Raw genomic sequence first — 13,570 nt, forward strand, 5'->3', positions numbered from 1 at the left:
CCGCCCCCGCGGTGCGGTGGGTAGTTCGTGGACGGATAAGGAAACAGACGGCATGTACGGCTGGATCTGGCGGCATCTGCCGGGCAACGCGTGGATCCGCGCGCTGATCTCCCTCGTACTGGTCTTCGCGGTGGTCTTCGTGCTGTTCCAGTACGTCTTCCCCTGGGCCGAGCCGCTCCTGCCGTTCAACGACGTAACGGTGGACGAGGGATCGGGAGCCACTCCGTGAGCGCGCGCATTCTGGTGGTCGACAACTACGACAGCTTTGTCTTCAACCTGGTCCAGTACCTGTACCAGCTCGGCGCCGAGTGCGAGGTGCTGCGCAACGACGAGGTCGAGCTCGCCCACGCGCAGGACGGCTTCGACGGCGTGCTGCTGTCGCCCGGGCCGGGAACGCCCGAGCAGGCGGGCGTCTGCATCGACATGGTCCGTCACTGCGCCGACACCGGGGTCCCGGTCTTCGGCGTGTGCCTGGGCATGCAGTCCATGGCCGTCGCGTACGGCGGCGTCGTGGACCGGGCGCCCGAGCTGCTGCACGGGAAGACCTCGCCGGTGGTGCACGAGGGCCTCGGCGTCTTCACGGGGCTGCCGTCGCCGTTCACCGCCACCCGCTACCACTCGCTCGCGGCCGAGCCGGCGACCCTCCCGGACGTGCTGGAGGTCACCGCGCGCACCGAGGACGGGATCATCATGGGACTGCGGCACCGGGAGCACGACGTCGAGGGCGTGCAGTTCCACCCCGAGTCGGTGCTGACCGAGTGGGGCCACCGGATGCTCGCGAACTGGCTGGTCCGCTGCGGGGACGCGGGGGCCGTCGAGCGCTCGGTGGGGCTGGCCCCGGTGGTGGGCAAGGCCGTCGCGTGACCGCGGTCGCGCCGTCCGCGCCCACGGAGGGCCGGCCCGCGCGGCGCAGGGCAGCTCAGGAGGCCGCGAAGCGCTCGCGGAGGCGGGGCGGCGGACGGCGGCGCAGGCGGCCCGTGTCGGGCGGCCCGGTGGTCGTCGCGAGCCGGCTGGCCGGAGAGCTGTTCATCACGTTGGGCGTGGTGATGCTGCTGTTCGTCGCCTACCAGCTCTGGTACACGAACGTACTGGCGCAGCGGACGGCGAACGGGGCTGCGGGCTCGCTGCGGCAGACCTGGGAGCAGGAGCCGGGCGGGGCCGCTGCGCCGGCCGTCTCGGCGTTCGAGCCGGGGCAGGGGTTCGCGATCCTGTACATCCCGAAGCTGGACGTGAAGGTGCCGGTGGCGGAGGGGATCAGCAAGCCGAAGGTGCTCGACAAGGGGATGGTCGGGCACTACGGGGACGGCGCGCTGAAGACGGCGATGCCGGCCGACGAGCAGGGAAATTTCGCGCTGGCGGGCCACCGCAACACCCATGGCGAACCGTTCCGCTTCATCAACCGGCTGGTGCCGGGCGACCCGGTCGTGGTCGAGACGCGGGACGCGTACTACACGTACGAGATCACCTCGTCGCTGGCGCAGACTCCGCCGACGAACGTGTCGGTGATCAAACCGGTGCCGGAGGGGTCGGGTTTCACCTCTCCGGGCCGGTACATCACGCTGACGACCTGTACCCCGGAGTTCACGAGCACCTACCGGATGATCGTATGGGGCAGGATGACCGGTGAACGCCCCCGCAGCCAGGGTGCTCCGCCCGCGCTGACGAGCCCGTAAGGACGAACAAGCAGTGTCACGTGCCGCACCGCCGCCCCACCAGAGCCGCAGCGTGCTCGCCGGGTTCCTGAGCCTGCTGGGCGAGTTCCTGATCACCGTGGGCCTGGTGCTGGGCCTGTTCGTCGCGTATTCGCTGTGGTGGACGAACGTCCTCGCGGACCGGCAGGCCTCGGCGCGCGGCGACGACGTCCGCCGGCAGTGGCAGAGTGCCCCGGGGGCGAACGCGCCCGCGGCGCCGGGGGCACTGGACACCGAGGACGGCATCGGCTTCCTGCACGTGCCGGCGATGAAGAACGGCGAGGTCCTGGTCAAGCGGGGCACGGCGCCGGACATCCTCAACGACGGCGTGGCCGGGTACTACACCGACCCGGTGAAGGCGGCCCTGCCGTGGGAGCCGTCGGGGAACTTCTCGCTGGCGGCGCACCGGGACGGGCACGGGGCGAAGTTCCACAACATCGACAAGGTGAAGAACGGCGACGCGGTCGTCTTCGAGACGCGGGACACCTGGTACGTGTACAAGGTCTTCGCGGAGCTGCGCCAGACGTCGAAGTACGACGTGGACGTGATCTCGGCGGTCCCGAAGGAGTCGGGGCGTACGGCCCCGGGCCGCTTCATCACCCTGACGACCTGCACCCCGGTGTACACCTCGAAGTTCCGGTACGTCGTGTGGGGCGAGCTGGTGCGCACGGAGAAGGTGGACGCGAAGCGCACGCGCCCGGCGGAGCTGCGCTGACACGGGAAAGCCCCTGTGAGCGGCTCTGAGGCCGCCCACAGGGGCTTTTCCGTGTCTCCAGGCGGTTCGGGCCGCCGGTTAGCGCCGGCCGCCCGTCAGGCCGCCGAAGAGCGTCCCGCCGTCGTTGCCGCCGTTCTGCTGGCCGGGCATGGTCTGGACGTTGATGACCCGGCCCGCCTCGACGGGGGTACCCGCCGGGGGATCCGTCTGCACGATGATCGCCTTGTCGTCCGTCGCGCCCACGATGACCTGGAGGCTCAGGCCCCGGCTCGCGAGGTCGGCCTTGGCCTGGGCGACGGTCTTGCCGATCAGCTGCGGGACCTGGGTGTTCTGGCCGGCCTTGGCGATCTGCACGTTGACCGTCGTGCCCACCGCGAGCTGCTCGCCCGGCTGGTACTGCTGCTGGACGATCGTCTTCGGCGGGGCACCGGGAGAGTCGACCTCCGTCACGCTGCCCAGCTTGAGCTTGGCATCGTTCAGAGCCTTGACCGCTGCCTCCCTGGTCTTCCCGAGGAGGTCCGGCATCTCGGACTTCGACTGCTCCTTGGCGACGGTCAGCGTGACGGTCGAGCCCTTCGCGGCCTTGCCGCCGCTCTTCGGGGTCTGGTCCAGGACGGTGCCGGCGGTCCGGTCGGACTCCTGGGTCTTCTTCTCGACCGCGAAGCCCTTGTCCTTGAGCGCCTTCTCGGCGTCCTCGAACTTCACGTTGAGGACGTCGGGGACGGCCACCTCCGGCGCGCCCGAGGAGATCTTGACCTTGACCGTCGAGCCCTTGTCGACCTTGGTGTCGGGCGCCGGGATCTGCGAACAGATGTTGCCCTTGGGCTGGTTGTCGCAGGCCTCGTCGGCTTCCTTCTCGACCTTGAGGCCGACGTTGTCGCCGGTCTTCTGCGCCTGCTCGAGGGTCGCGCCGATGAGCTTGGGCACGGTGGGCCGGTTGTCGGCGCCGCCGCTGAAGAGGGAGCGGCCGATGAGGATGGCGCCGACCAGGACGAGGATGCCGGCCGTGACCAGCAGGATCGTCGAGGCCTTGCTCTTCTTCTGCTGGCGGCGGCCGTGGCCGCCCTGGTCGTAGCCGCCCTGGCCCTGGTCGCCGTAGCCGTATCCGCCGTCGCCCGGGGCCATCGGCGGGAGCATGGAGGTCTGGCCGGCGTCGGCGGCGCGCAGGGCGGTGGTGGGCTGGTCGTACCCCTGGTGTCCGTAGCCGTGGCCCTGGTCGGGGTAGCCGTAGCCGGGGGCGCCCATGGCGGCGGCAGCGGCTACGGGCTGGCCCTCGAGGCAGGCCTCGATGTCGGCGCGCATCTCGTCGGCGGACTGGTAGCGGTAGTCGGGGTCCTTGACGAGAGCCTTCAACACGATCGCGTCCATCTCGGGCGTGATCTCGGGGTCGAAGTTCGACGGCGGCTGGGGTTCTTCCCGTACGTGCTGGTACGCGACGGCGACAGGGGAGTCGCCGATGAACGGGGGCCGGACGCTGAGGAGTTCGTACAGCAGGCAGCCCGCGGAGTAGAGGTCGGAGCGTGCGTCGACCTGCTCGCCCTTGGCCTGCTCCGGGGAGAGGTACTGGGCGGTGCCGATGACGGCCGCGGTCTGCGTCATGGTCATGCCGGAGTCGCCCATGGCGCGGGCGATGCCGAAGTCCATGACCTTGACCTGGCCGGTCCGGGTCAGCATCACGTTGGCGGGCTTGATGTCGCGGTGCACGATGCCGGCGCGGTGCGAGTACTCGAGGGCCTGGAGGATGCCGATGCACATCTCCAGGGTGCGCTCGGGCAGCAGCTTGCGGCCCGAGTGCAGCAGCTCGCGCAGGGTGGAGCCGTCGACGTACTCCATCACGATGTACGGGATGGAGATGTTGTCGACGTAGTCCTCGCCGGTGTCGTAGACCGCGACGATCGCCGGGTGGTTCAGCGACGCGGCCGACTGGGCCTCGCGCCGGAACCGGGCCTGGAAGGACGGGTCACGGGCGAGATCGGCGCGCAGGGTCTTGACGGCGACGGTACGGCCGAGCCGGGTGTCGTGGGCGAGGTAGACCTCGGCCATGCCACCGCGGCCGAGCACGTGGCTCAGCTCGTACCGGCCGCCGAGGCGACGCGGCTCTTCCATAACGTTGCAGCCCTCTCCGTCAGTCCCGACCGCACCCGTGTGTGGTCCGGCGGTGTGCTGTTCGCGCAAAGGCTACCGGCCGATCGTCGGTGATCGGTTCGTGACCACAGGCTGATACCGGACCGGTACCGTACGCTCGGATCCGGGCGGGAACAGTGATGTGGATCACTCCAGTTCGGCCTTTTGTGCCCCTGTCGGCCGTTGCGCTCCTCCGTCAGCCCTGGTTCTTCAGGACGGCCTCCATGACGGCCTTCGCGACCGGAGCCGCGAGGCCGCCACCGCTGATGTCCTCGCGGTCGGCGTCGCTGTCCTCGATGACGACGGCGACGGCGACCGGGGAGCCCTTGTCGGTCTTGGCGTAGGAGATGAACCAGGCGTAGGGGCGCTTGGCGTTCTTCTCGCCGTGCTGGGCGGTGCCGGTCTTGCCGCCGACGGTGACGCCCTTGATCTTGGCCTTGCCGCCGGTGCCGTTCTCGTTCTCGACGACGTTGACCATCATCTGCTGGAGCTTCTGCGCGTTGGCGGGCGAGAGCGGGCGGCTCATCTCCTGCGGCTCGTGCTTCTCGATGACGTCGAGGTTCGGGGCGGTCAGCTGGTCGACCATGTACGGCTTCATCAGCTTGCCGTCGTTGGCGACGGCCGCGGCGACCATCGCCATCTGCAGGGGGGTGGCGGCGGTGTTGTACTGGCCGATCGCGGAGAGCGAGTTGCTCGGCCGGTCCATGTTCTTGTCGTAGACGCTGGCGAACGCCCGGACCGGGGTGTCGATCTTGTCGTTGTTGAAGCCGAACTTCTGCGCGGTCTCCAGCATCTTGTCCTTGGTCACCTTGTCGGCGACGTTGGCGAAGACGGAGTTGCAGGACACCTGCAGCGCGAAGTTGAGGCTCGCCTTCTCGCAGCCCTTGGCGTGGTTGACCATCGGGGTCTTGGTCGTCGGCAGCAGGAACGGCTCGGGGGTGTCCGTCGGCACGTTGATGTCGGTGACGACGCCGTGCTCCAGCGCGGCCGCGGCGGTGACGACCTTGAAGGTCGAGCCGGGCGGGTAGGTCTCGCGCAGGGCGCGGTTGACGAGCTTCTTCTCCGGGCCGTCCTTCAGCTCGACCCAGGCCTTCTCGTCGGCCTTGGAGTTGCCGGCGAAGCTGGACGGGTCGTACGACGGGGTGCTGACCAGGGCCAGGATGGCGCCGGTACGCGGGTCGATCGCGGCGACGGCCCCCGTCTTGTCGCCGAGCTTCTCGAAGGCGGCCTGCTGGGCCTCGGGCATCAGCGTGGTGACGACGTTGCCGCCGGCCTTCTTCTCGCCGGTGAACATGCCGATCGTGCGGTCGAAGAACAGCCGGTCGTCGTTGCCGGTGAGGATCTTGTCCTCGAGGGACTCGAGCTGAGTGGAGCCGAAGGCCTGGGAGGCGTACCCGGTCACCGGTGCCCAGAGCGCTCCGTTGGAGTAGGTCCGCTTGTACTTGTAGTCGCTGCCGTCCGTGGTGGCGGAGCCGGTGATGGCCTGGCCGCCCGCGACGATGATGTTGCCGCGCTGGGTGGCGTACTGGGCGATCTGGACCCGGCGGTTCTCCTTGCGGGTGCTGAGTTCCTCGGCCTGGACGTACTGGAGCCAGTTGGTACGGATCAGCAGCGCGAGGACGAGCAGCCCGCAGAAGATCGAGATGCGGCGCAGGGGCTTGTTCATGACGGGCGGACCACCTGGGTCATCTCGGAGTCGGGGGACGGTGCCGGGGCCGGGGCGGGGCGGCGTGCGGTGTCGCTGATCCGGATGAGGATCCCGATGAGGGCCCAGTTCGCGAGGACGGACGAACCGCCGGACGCGAGGAACGGCATGGTCATGCCGGTCAGGGGGATGAGGCCCATGACGCCGCCCGCGACCACGAAGATCTGCAGGGCGAAGGCGCCGGAGAGGCCGATGGCGAAGAGCTTGCCGAAGGGGTCGCGGGCGGCGAGAGCGGTGCGCACGCCGCGCTCGATGATCAGGCCGTAGAGCAGGAGGAAGGCCATGACGCCCGCGAGGCCGAGCTCCTCGCCGACCGTCGAGAAGATGAAGTCCGAGTTGGCGGCGAATCCGATGAGGTCGGAGTTGCCCTGGCCCCAGCCGGTGCCGAGGACCCCGCCGGAACCGAAGCTCATGATCGACTGGCCGACCTGCTCGCAGGCGCCCGACTTGGAGTAGCAGGCGAAGGGGTCGAGCCAGGCGGTGACACGGGCCTTGACATGGCTGGCGGTCGCGCCGACGACGGCGGCGCCGGCCACGCTCATGACCAGGCCGATGACGATCCAGCTGGTGCGCTCGGTGGCCACGTACAGCATGATCACGAACATGCCGAAGAAGAGCAGCGAGGTGCCGAGGTCGTTCTCGAAGACGAGGACGAGCAGGCTCATCGCCCAGATCATCAGGATGGGGCCGAGGTCACGGCCGCGCGGCAGGTAGAGGCCCATGAAGCGACGGCTGGCCAGGGCGAGCGCGTCGCGCTTCACCATCAGGTAGCCGGCGAAGAAGATCGCGATGACGATCTTCGCGAACTCACCGGGCTGGATGGAGAAGCCGCCGACGCTGATCCAGATCTTCGCGCCGAAGACGTCGGCGCCGAGGCCCGGCACGACGGGCAGGATCAGCAGGACCAGCGACGCGGCCATGGAGATGTACGTGAACCGCTGCAGGGTGCGGTGGTCCTTGAGCAGCAGCAGCACGCCGGCGAACAGGGCGATGGCGAGTGCCGTGTACATCATCTGCCGGGGGGCCGACTCGGAGAAGTGGCCGAAGCTGCGCTTGGCCAGGTTCTGCAGCCGCTCCGACTGGTCGAGCCGCCAGATCAGGACGCAGCCGAGCCCGTTGAGCAGTGTCGCGATCGGCAGCAGCAGCGGGTCCGCGTACTTCGCGTAGCGGCGCACCACGAGGTGGGCGATGCCGGCGAGAACGGCGAGGCCGCCCCCGTACGCGACCATGCCGGGAGGCAGCTTGCCGTGGATCGACAGGCCCACGTTGGCGTAGGCGAAGATCGGGATGACCACGGCGAAAACGAGCAGCAGGAGCTCGGTGTTCCGCCGGCTCGGCAGCTCGATGGCGCCGATGGTGGTCGTGTTGGTGACAACGCTCATGGTGTGGCAGGCCCCCTGTGCCCGCGGGTGTCTACTACTGCTTGCCGCAGAGGCCGACCAGCGACTGCTCCGTGGGAGTCAGGCTGGGGCCGGGTGCTGGTGGGTTCTGCGCTTCCGCGGCGCGGCGCTCCTCGTCCTTCTTGCAGGCGGTGACCTGGGCGCCGAGTTCGTCGATCTTCTGGCGGGCGCCGTCGAGGCTGGTCTCGGTGATGGTGGCCTCGACCAGCTTGCGCTTGAAGGGCGGCAGGTACTTCAGTTCGATGTCGGTGCGGTCGGTCTCCACCTTGGAGAGCTCCAGCGGGCCGAGGTTCTGGCTGATGCCGCGGAACAGTGCGACGTGCTCGCCCTTGACGCCGATGTAGAACTGCGTCTGGGTCCAGCGGTGGGCGGCGTAGAGGCCGCCTCCGACGACACCGGCGACGATCAGCAGGATCAAGGTGCGGGTGGTCCACTTGCGCCCTTTGCTGCGGCGCCGGCGGGGGTGGTCGTACGTGTCGTCGTAGCGGGAGTCGTCGTCGTACGGGTCGGGTTCGCCGAAGCTGCCGTACGCGCCGCCGCCCTGGCTCTGGTCGGGGTATCCGTAGCCGGGCGCCTCGCCGCTGCCGGGGGGCCCGAAGGCACCGGCCGGCGGGGGGACCTGGCGGCCGAGGCCGGAGGCGCGGCCCGCCGGGGTCTGCATGGCGTTGCCGCCGTCGAAGAGCTGGTGCTGGTTCTCGGCGACCGCGCCGACGACGACCGGGGTGTCGTTCAGCTGGGCGGCGAGGGTGTCGCCGCTGTCGGTGTCGAGGACGTCCGCGACGATGCAGGTGATGTTGTCCGGTCCGCCGCCGCGCAGGGCGAGCTGGATCAGGGCCTGCACGGTCTCGTGGGGGCCGTGGTAGTCGGCGAGCGTCTCTTCCAGGGTCTGGTGCGAGACGACGCCGGACAGGCCGTCGGAGCAGATCAGGTAGCGGTCGCCGGTGCGGACCTCGCGGATCGAGAGGTCGGGCTCGACGGTGTCACCGCTGCCGAGCGCCCGCATGAGGAGCGAGCGCTGCGGGTGGGTGGTGGCTTCCTCTTCGGTGATGCGGCCCTCGTCGACGAGGCGCTGCACCCAGGTGTGGTCCTGGGTGATCTGCGTGAGGACGCCGTCGCGCAGCAGGTAGGCGCGCGAGTCGCCGACATGGACGAGGCCCAGGCGCTGGCCGGTCCACAGGAGCGCGGTCAGGGTGGTGCCCATGCCCTCGAGCTGGGCGTCCTCCTCGACCATGACGCGCAGCTGGTCGTTCGCGCGCTGCACGGCAGTGGCGAGCGAGGTGAGGATGTCGGAGCCCGGGACGTCGTCGTCGAGCTGCACGAGCGAGGAGATCACCTCGGAGCTCGCGACCTCGCCGGCGGCCTGGCCGCCCATGCCGTCGGCCACGGCGAGGAGACGGGGCCCGGCATAGCCGGAGTCCTCGTTGCCCTCGCGGATCATGCCCTTGTGGGATCCGGCGGCGAACCGCAGGGACAGACTCATGCGCACCTGCCCAGTCGACGCTTCCTCCGGGTACAACCGGTCTCGAGCCACACTGCCCACCCTCCGGTCGGGAGCGCGCTCGGGTCCGTGTCCTGGGTGGTCCGGACTGCCGCGGCTCGCTCGCTCCGCTCGCTCATTCTCGTACTACTTCCGCAGCTCGATGACGGTCTTGCCGATGCGGATCGGGGCGCCCGGCGGAATGGGCGTCGGGGTGGTCAGCCGGGTCCGGTCGAGATACGTGCCGTTGGTGGACCCGAGATCCTCGACGATCCACTGGCCGTCACGGTCGGGATAGATCCTGGCATGGCGGCTGGAGGCGTAGTCGTCGTCCAGCACGATCGTGGAGTCATGTGCCCGGCCGAGCGTGATCGTCTGGCCCGCGAGGGCGACGGTGGTGCCCGTGAGGGTGCCCTCCGAGACGACCAGCTTGGTCGGCGCTCCGCGGCGCTGGCGCTGCTGCGGCGGCGCGGCGGTCTGCCGGCCCCCGCCCTGCGCCGGCGCTCCGGCGGCGGCGCTGCCGCGGCGCGAGCCGCGCTGCGTGACGCGCGTACCGAAGAGGTCGCTGCGGATGACCTGGACGGCCACGATGACGAACAGCCACAGAACGGCCAGGAAACCCAACCGCATGACCGTCAGGGTCAGCTCTGACATTGCCCCCGCTTCACCCTTCGGCTTGCCGGTAAATGATGGTGGTGCTGCCCACGACGATCCGCGAGCCGTCGCGGAGCGTAGCGCGGGTGGTGTGCTGCCCGTCCACCACGATGCCGTTGGTGGACCCGAGATCCTGGATCGTCGAGGGCGTTCCGGTCCGGATCTCACAGTGCCGGCGCGAGACGCCGGGGTCGTCGATCCGCACGTCGGCTTCGGTGCTTCGGCCGAGTACGAGCGTGGGGCGCGAGATCTGGTGGCGGGTGCCGTTGATCTCGATCCAGTGGCGCCGGGTGGCGCCGCCTGCGGTCGGTACGGGGGCCGGCCCGCCGGCGCCCGGCCGGCGCGCGGCCGCGCCCGGGGGCGGTCCGGCCGGCATCGGCGGTGCGGCGACCGGCGGATAGCCGTAGCCGCCCTGCTGGTTCTGGGGGGCCGGCGGCTGCGCCTGGGAGGTGCTGGAGGCGAGCGTACGGCTGCGGACCCGGTAGAGCCCGGTGTCGAGGTCGTCGGCCTTCTCCAGGTGGACCTTGATCGGGCCCATGAAGCTGTAGCGCTGCTGCTTGGCGTAGTCGCGGACGAGGCCCGCGAGCTCGTCGCCGAGCTGCCCGGAGTAGGGGCTCAGGCGTTCGTAGTCGCCGGCGCTGAGCTCGACGATGAAGTCGTTGGGGACAACGGTCCGCTCGCGGTTCCAGATCGTCGCGTTGTTGTCGCACTCGCGCTGGAGCGCGCCGGCGATCTCGACGGGCTGGACCTCGGACTTGAACACCTTGGCGAAGGTGCCGTTCACCAGACCTTCGAGTCGCTGCTCGAACCGCTTCAGGACTCCCATGGGGCACCTCCTCCGTCGTTGTCGCCCTGTACTGCTTACTGATCGTATCCACGCGTGGCGGATTCGGCTGGTTCCCCCTGGGTCCCGTGCGCAGGAGTGTTGGTCCTCACAAGGGATCGTAGGGGCGCTCAGGGGACAGTGTCCCGCACCGGACGTGCGGTGCGGGAGGGGACATCGGAGCCGGGTCGACCGGTGAGGGGAAAGCGATGTGAATCCACCCCGTCCGACGTGCTAATGTTTCGACGTCGCCAGGGGAACGGACCGAAAGGGAAGATCCACTGGGGCGCTGCTCGGGCGAGTGGCGGAACGGCAGACGCGCTGGCTTCAGGTGCCAGTGTCCTTCGGGACGTGGGGGTTCAAATCCCCCCTCGCCCACATCGACGAAACGGTCGTCATCGCGAAAGCGATGGCGGCCGTTTCGCTTTTCCCGTGCCCTGGTGGGGTGTTGACCCTGAGGGGGTCACGCCGGCGGACCGCCGGAGGGCCGATCCCGTTCCGTGCACCGGGAGTTGGGAGCGCAGCCGGAGCGGCCGCGGGGTCGGCCCCACGACTTTCGTCACGCAGGGCGCGACGAAAGAGGGCGGCCGGGCGGGAGCGCGGATGTCTAGGGTCGGTCGCGTGGATGCGACGGCGAGGATGCGGGCGGGCTGGGACTGGTTGACGGGCCCCGAGCCGTGGACCCGGCGGATGCTGGCGGGGGACCTGGTGATCGCCGGGCTGCTCGCACTGCTCGGCCTGGGGGTCGAGGAACTCGACAACGGCAGCGTGCAGCGGATGATCGGCAGCGCCGCGGCTGTGGTGCTGCTCACGCTGCTGCGGCGGCGCCTTCCGGCGGCGACCCTGGTCGTGGCGTCGGCGGTGTCCCCGTTCCTGCCCGGCTCGTTCCTGGTCATGATCCTGCTGGGCTGGTCGGCGGGGCGCCGGATCGTCGGGGTGGGCCGGGCGTTGACCGCGTTCACCCTCGCGTTCCTCGCCTCGGTCGGCTTCGGTGTGCTGCAGGCGTGGTCCGACAAGCGGCCCGTGCTGGTGATCGTCTTCTCCACCCTGATGTTCCTCGCCATGACGGTCATGCCGGGTCTGGCCAGCCGCTACTGGTCACAGCGCCGGACGCTGCTGCAGGCGCTCCAGGAGCGCAACGGGCAGCTGATGCGGGAGCGGGCGATGGTCGCCGGGCAGGCCCGGCTGCGCGAGCGGCAGCGGATCGCCCAGGACATGCACGACAGCCTGGGCCACCAGCTGGCGCTGATCTCCGTGCACACCGGCGCCCTGGAGGTGGACCCGGAGCTCACCGACCGCCAGCGCGAGACCGTGGGGGTGCTGCGGCAGGCCTCGGTCGCGGCGATGCACGAGCTGCGCGAGGTCGTCGGGATCATGCGGGACGGCGTCGAGGCGCCGGTGCCCGTCGAGGAGGCGCAGCCCGCGGCGCGCGGGGTGGCGGGGATCGCCGGGATCGTCGAGGCGGCGCGGAGTGCGGGGACCGACGTACGGATGACGTCGGCGGGGCGGCCGAGGCCGCTGGTCGCGGCGTGCGACCACGCGGCGTACCGGATCGTTCAGGAGGCGCTGACCAACGCGTACAAGCACGCTCCGGGGGCGCCGATCGCGGTGGAACTGCGGTACGAGGACGACTCGCTGGTGGTGGAGATCGCCAACGGGCCCGCGGCCGGTCCGGGAACGGGCGAGGTGGTGTCGGGCGGGCAGGGGCTGACGGGGCTGCGCGAACGGGCCCGGCTGGTCGGCGGGATGGTGCACGCGGGCACGACCGAGGACGGCGGGTTCCGGGTGGCCGGGGTGCTGCCGTACGGGACGGAGCCGGCGGGGGTGGACCACATCGCCGACGACTTCGGGCAGCAGGCGCAGGCCCATGCCCTGGGGCTGGCAGGCGCCCCGCCGATGGACTGGGCGGCGGTGGACCGGGAGCTGGCCGTACGGAGCCGCAGCCGGACCGGGGGCATCGCGATGGGCTGTGGGATCGCCTTCGCGGCGGTGGTGCTGCTGGTGATCGTGATCGGGGCCGGGGTGGTGCTGCTGCTGGGCACCGCGGGCAACGCGATGATCAGCCGGGCCGACTACGACGACGTGCGGGTGGGCGAGCCGGAGGAAGCGGTCCGCAGGCGGCTGCCCGACGGCGAGAGCTTCCTCACCGAGGGCCTGGACCGGAAGGGGCCGGAGCGGCCGGAGGGCACGCAGTGTCTGGCACTGCTGTCGTCGGACGACTCGGGGCTGTCCACCGATACCGTTTTCCGGTTCTGCTTCAAGGACGGCAAGCTCGTCGACAAGCAGGCGTACGAAGTCGAGCAGTAGGAGCGCGGGTGACAGCCAAGGTGATCCGAGTGGTGATCGCTGACGATGAGCCGCTGATCCGGGCCGGGATCAGGATGATCCTGACCTCGGCTCCGGACATCGAGGTCGTCGCGGAGGCGGCGAACGGCCGTGAGGCCCTGGACCTGGCCCGCGCGCACACGCCGGACGTGATGCTGCTGGACATCCAGATGCCGGTGATGGACGGCCTGACCGCGCTCGGTGAGCTGGGGCGGGCGGCACCGGAGGTCCGGGCGCTGATCCTGACCACCTTCGGGGAGAAGGAGAACGTGCTGCGGGCCCTCGGCTCCGGCGGCGCGGGGTTCCTCCTGAAGGATTCGGCGCCGGGCGAGCTGATCGGCGCGGTGCGGGCGGCCGCGGCCGGGGACGCCTACCTCTCGCCGGGGGCGACCCGGCACGTGGTCGACCAGCTGGCCTCGGGGCGGGCCGCGGGGCGCGGCGAGGAGGCCCGGCGGCGGGTGGCGGAGCTGAGCGAGCGCGAGCGCGGGGTGCTGTCGCTGCTGGGCGAGGGGCTGTCCAACGCGGACGCGGGCCGGCGGCTGCACATGAGCGAGGCGACGGTGAAGACGTACGTGAGCCGGATCCTGGCGAAGCTGGGCTGCGAGAACCGGGTTCAGGCCGCCCTGCTGGCCAGGGACGCCGGGCTGTAGGTACCG

At 70.4% G+C, this 13,570-nt stretch carries 11 protein-coding genes, 1 tRNA gene and 1 pseudogene; 7 read left to right on the forward strand and 6 right to left on the reverse strand.

All coding sequences use genetic code 11. The features are described 5' to 3' along the window. Positions 1 to 52: 52 nt before the first annotated feature. The 4 genes and pseudogenes from IF09_RS46245 to IF09_RS0106135 all read left to right on the forward strand — a co-directional run bounded on the left by IF09_RS46245 (position 53) and on the right by IF09_RS0106135 (position 2,406). Positions 53 to 229, forward strand: coding sequence for a hypothetical protein (locus tag IF09_RS46245; RefSeq protein ID WP_030292686.1), 177 nt, complete (start codon positions 53 to 55; stop codon positions 227 to 229). Further along, positions 226 to 864 (forward strand): aminodeoxychorismate/anthranilate synthase component II, encoded by a 639-nt coding sequence (locus IF09_RS0106125; RefSeq protein WP_030292688.1) that lies wholly within the window; start codon positions 226 to 228, stop codon positions 862 to 864. The genes IF09_RS46245 and IF09_RS0106125 overlap by 4 nt, the downstream gene beginning before the upstream one ends. Then, a pseudogene (locus tag IF09_RS39940) lies at positions 747 to 1,673 on the forward strand (class E sortase); the annotation flags it as partial. The gene IF09_RS0106125 and the pseudogene IF09_RS39940, both read left to right, overlap by 118 nt. A gap of 13 nt (positions 1,674 to 1,686) precedes the next feature. Continuing rightward, the gene (locus IF09_RS0106135; RefSeq protein ID WP_030292692.1) at positions 1,687 to 2,406 is read left to right on the forward strand and encodes a class E sortase; all 720 of its coding nucleotides are present in this window, start codon (positions 1,687 to 1,689) and stop codon (positions 2,404 to 2,406) included. A gap of 78 nt (positions 2,407 to 2,484) precedes the next feature. On the opposite strand, the gene pknB is transcribed toward IF09_RS0106135, so the two are convergent. The 6 genes from pknB to IF09_RS0106165 form a co-directional block, all read right to left on the reverse strand. Further along, positions 2,485 to 4,512, reverse strand: coding sequence for a Stk1 family PASTA domain-containing Ser/Thr kinase (pknB, locus tag IF09_RS0106140; RefSeq protein ID WP_030292694.1), 2,028 nt, complete (start codon positions 4,510 to 4,512; stop codon positions 2,485 to 2,487). Between the two features lie 214 nt (positions 4,513 to 4,726). Continuing rightward, positions 4,727 to 6,196, reverse strand: coding sequence for a peptidoglycan D,D-transpeptidase FtsI family protein (locus IF09_RS0106145; protein WP_030292697.1), 1,470 nt, complete (start codon positions 6,194 to 6,196; stop codon positions 4,727 to 4,729). After that, on the reverse strand, positions 6,193 to 7,617 hold the full coding sequence (locus tag IF09_RS0106150; RefSeq protein ID WP_030292699.1) for an FtsW/RodA/SpoVE family cell cycle protein: 1,425 nt from the start codon (positions 7,615 to 7,617) through the stop codon (positions 6,193 to 6,195). The genes IF09_RS0106145 and IF09_RS0106150 overlap by 4 nt, the downstream gene beginning before the upstream one ends. A 34-nt stretch (positions 7,618 to 7,651) precedes the next feature. Beyond that, entirely contained in the window at positions 7,652 to 9,115 is a 1,464-nt protein-coding gene (locus IF09_RS0106155) for a Stp1/IreP family PP2C-type Ser/Thr phosphatase (protein ID WP_037634089.1), read from the reverse strand. A gap of 144 nt (positions 9,116 to 9,259) precedes the next feature. Continuing rightward, positions 9,260 to 9,766 carry an FHA domain-containing protein FhaB/FipA gene (locus IF09_RS0106160; protein ID WP_030292703.1) on the reverse strand — a complete coding sequence of 169 codons (507 nt, stop codon included), beginning with the start codon at positions 9,764 to 9,766 and terminating at the stop codon, positions 9,260 to 9,262. A gap of 10 nt (positions 9,767 to 9,776) precedes the next feature. After that, positions 9,777 to 10,592, reverse strand: a complete 816-nt coding sequence (locus tag IF09_RS0106165) for an FhaA domain-containing protein (RefSeq protein WP_030292704.1) — start codon at positions 10,590 to 10,592, stop codon at positions 9,777 to 9,779. Between the two features lie 292 nt (positions 10,593 to 10,884). On the opposite strand from IF09_RS0106165, the gene IF09_RS0106170 reads away from it, so the two are divergent. The 3 genes from IF09_RS0106170 (at position 10,885) to IF09_RS0106180 (ending at position 13,564) form a co-directional block, all read left to right on the forward strand. Next, positions 10,885 to 10,967 (forward strand) — tRNA-Leu (locus IF09_RS0106170). Positions 10,968 to 11,210: 243 nt separating this feature from the next. Next, positions 11,211 to 12,896 (forward strand): sensor histidine kinase, encoded by a 1,686-nt coding sequence (locus IF09_RS0106175; RefSeq protein WP_158709911.1) that lies wholly within the window; start codon positions 11,211 to 11,213, stop codon positions 12,894 to 12,896. A 20-nt stretch (positions 12,897 to 12,916) separates the two neighbouring features. After that, complete coding sequence (locus tag IF09_RS0106180) at positions 12,917 to 13,564, forward strand: response regulator (RefSeq protein WP_030292709.1); 648 nt, start codon at positions 12,917 to 12,919, stop codon at positions 13,562 to 13,564. The last annotated feature ends 6 nt before the right edge of the window (positions 13,565 to 13,570 follow it).

The sequence above is a fragment of the Streptomyces katrae genome (assembly GCF_000717655.1).
In the GTDB taxonomy this organism is placed as follows: Bacteria; Actinomycetota; Actinomycetes; order Streptomycetales; family Streptomycetaceae; genus Streptomyces; species Streptomyces katrae_B.

What these genes read in the sequence shown, in the direction of transcription:
- pknB (WP_030292694.1), bottom strand. Translation starts at nt 4,512, where the DNA reads ATGGAAGAGCCGCGTCGCCTCGGCGGCCGGTACGAGCTGAGCCACGTG.
- IF09_RS0106165 (WP_030292704.1), bottom strand. Translation starts at nt 10,592, where the DNA reads ATGGGAGTCCTGAAGCGGTTCGAGCAGCGACTCGAAGGTCTGGTGAAC.
- IF09_RS46245 (WP_030292686.1), top strand. Translation starts at nt 53, where the DNA reads ATGTACGGCTGGATCTGGCGGCATCTGCCGGGCAACGCGTGGATCCGC.
- IF09_RS0106155 (WP_037634089.1), bottom strand. Translation starts at nt 9,115, where the DNA reads ATGAGTCTGTCCCTGCGGTTCGCCGCCGGATCCCACAAGGGCATGATC.
- IF09_RS0106150 (WP_030292699.1), bottom strand. Translation starts at nt 7,617, where the DNA reads ATGAGCGTTGTCACCAACACGACCACCATCGGCGCCATCGAGCTGCCG.
- IF09_RS0106145 (WP_030292697.1), bottom strand. Translation starts at nt 6,196, where the DNA reads ATGAACAAGCCCCTGCGCCGCATCTCGATCTTCTGCGGGCTGCTCGTC.
- IF09_RS0106160 (WP_030292703.1), bottom strand. Translation starts at nt 9,766, where the DNA reads ATGTCAGAGCTGACCCTGACGGTCATGCGGTTGGGTTTCCTGGCCGTT.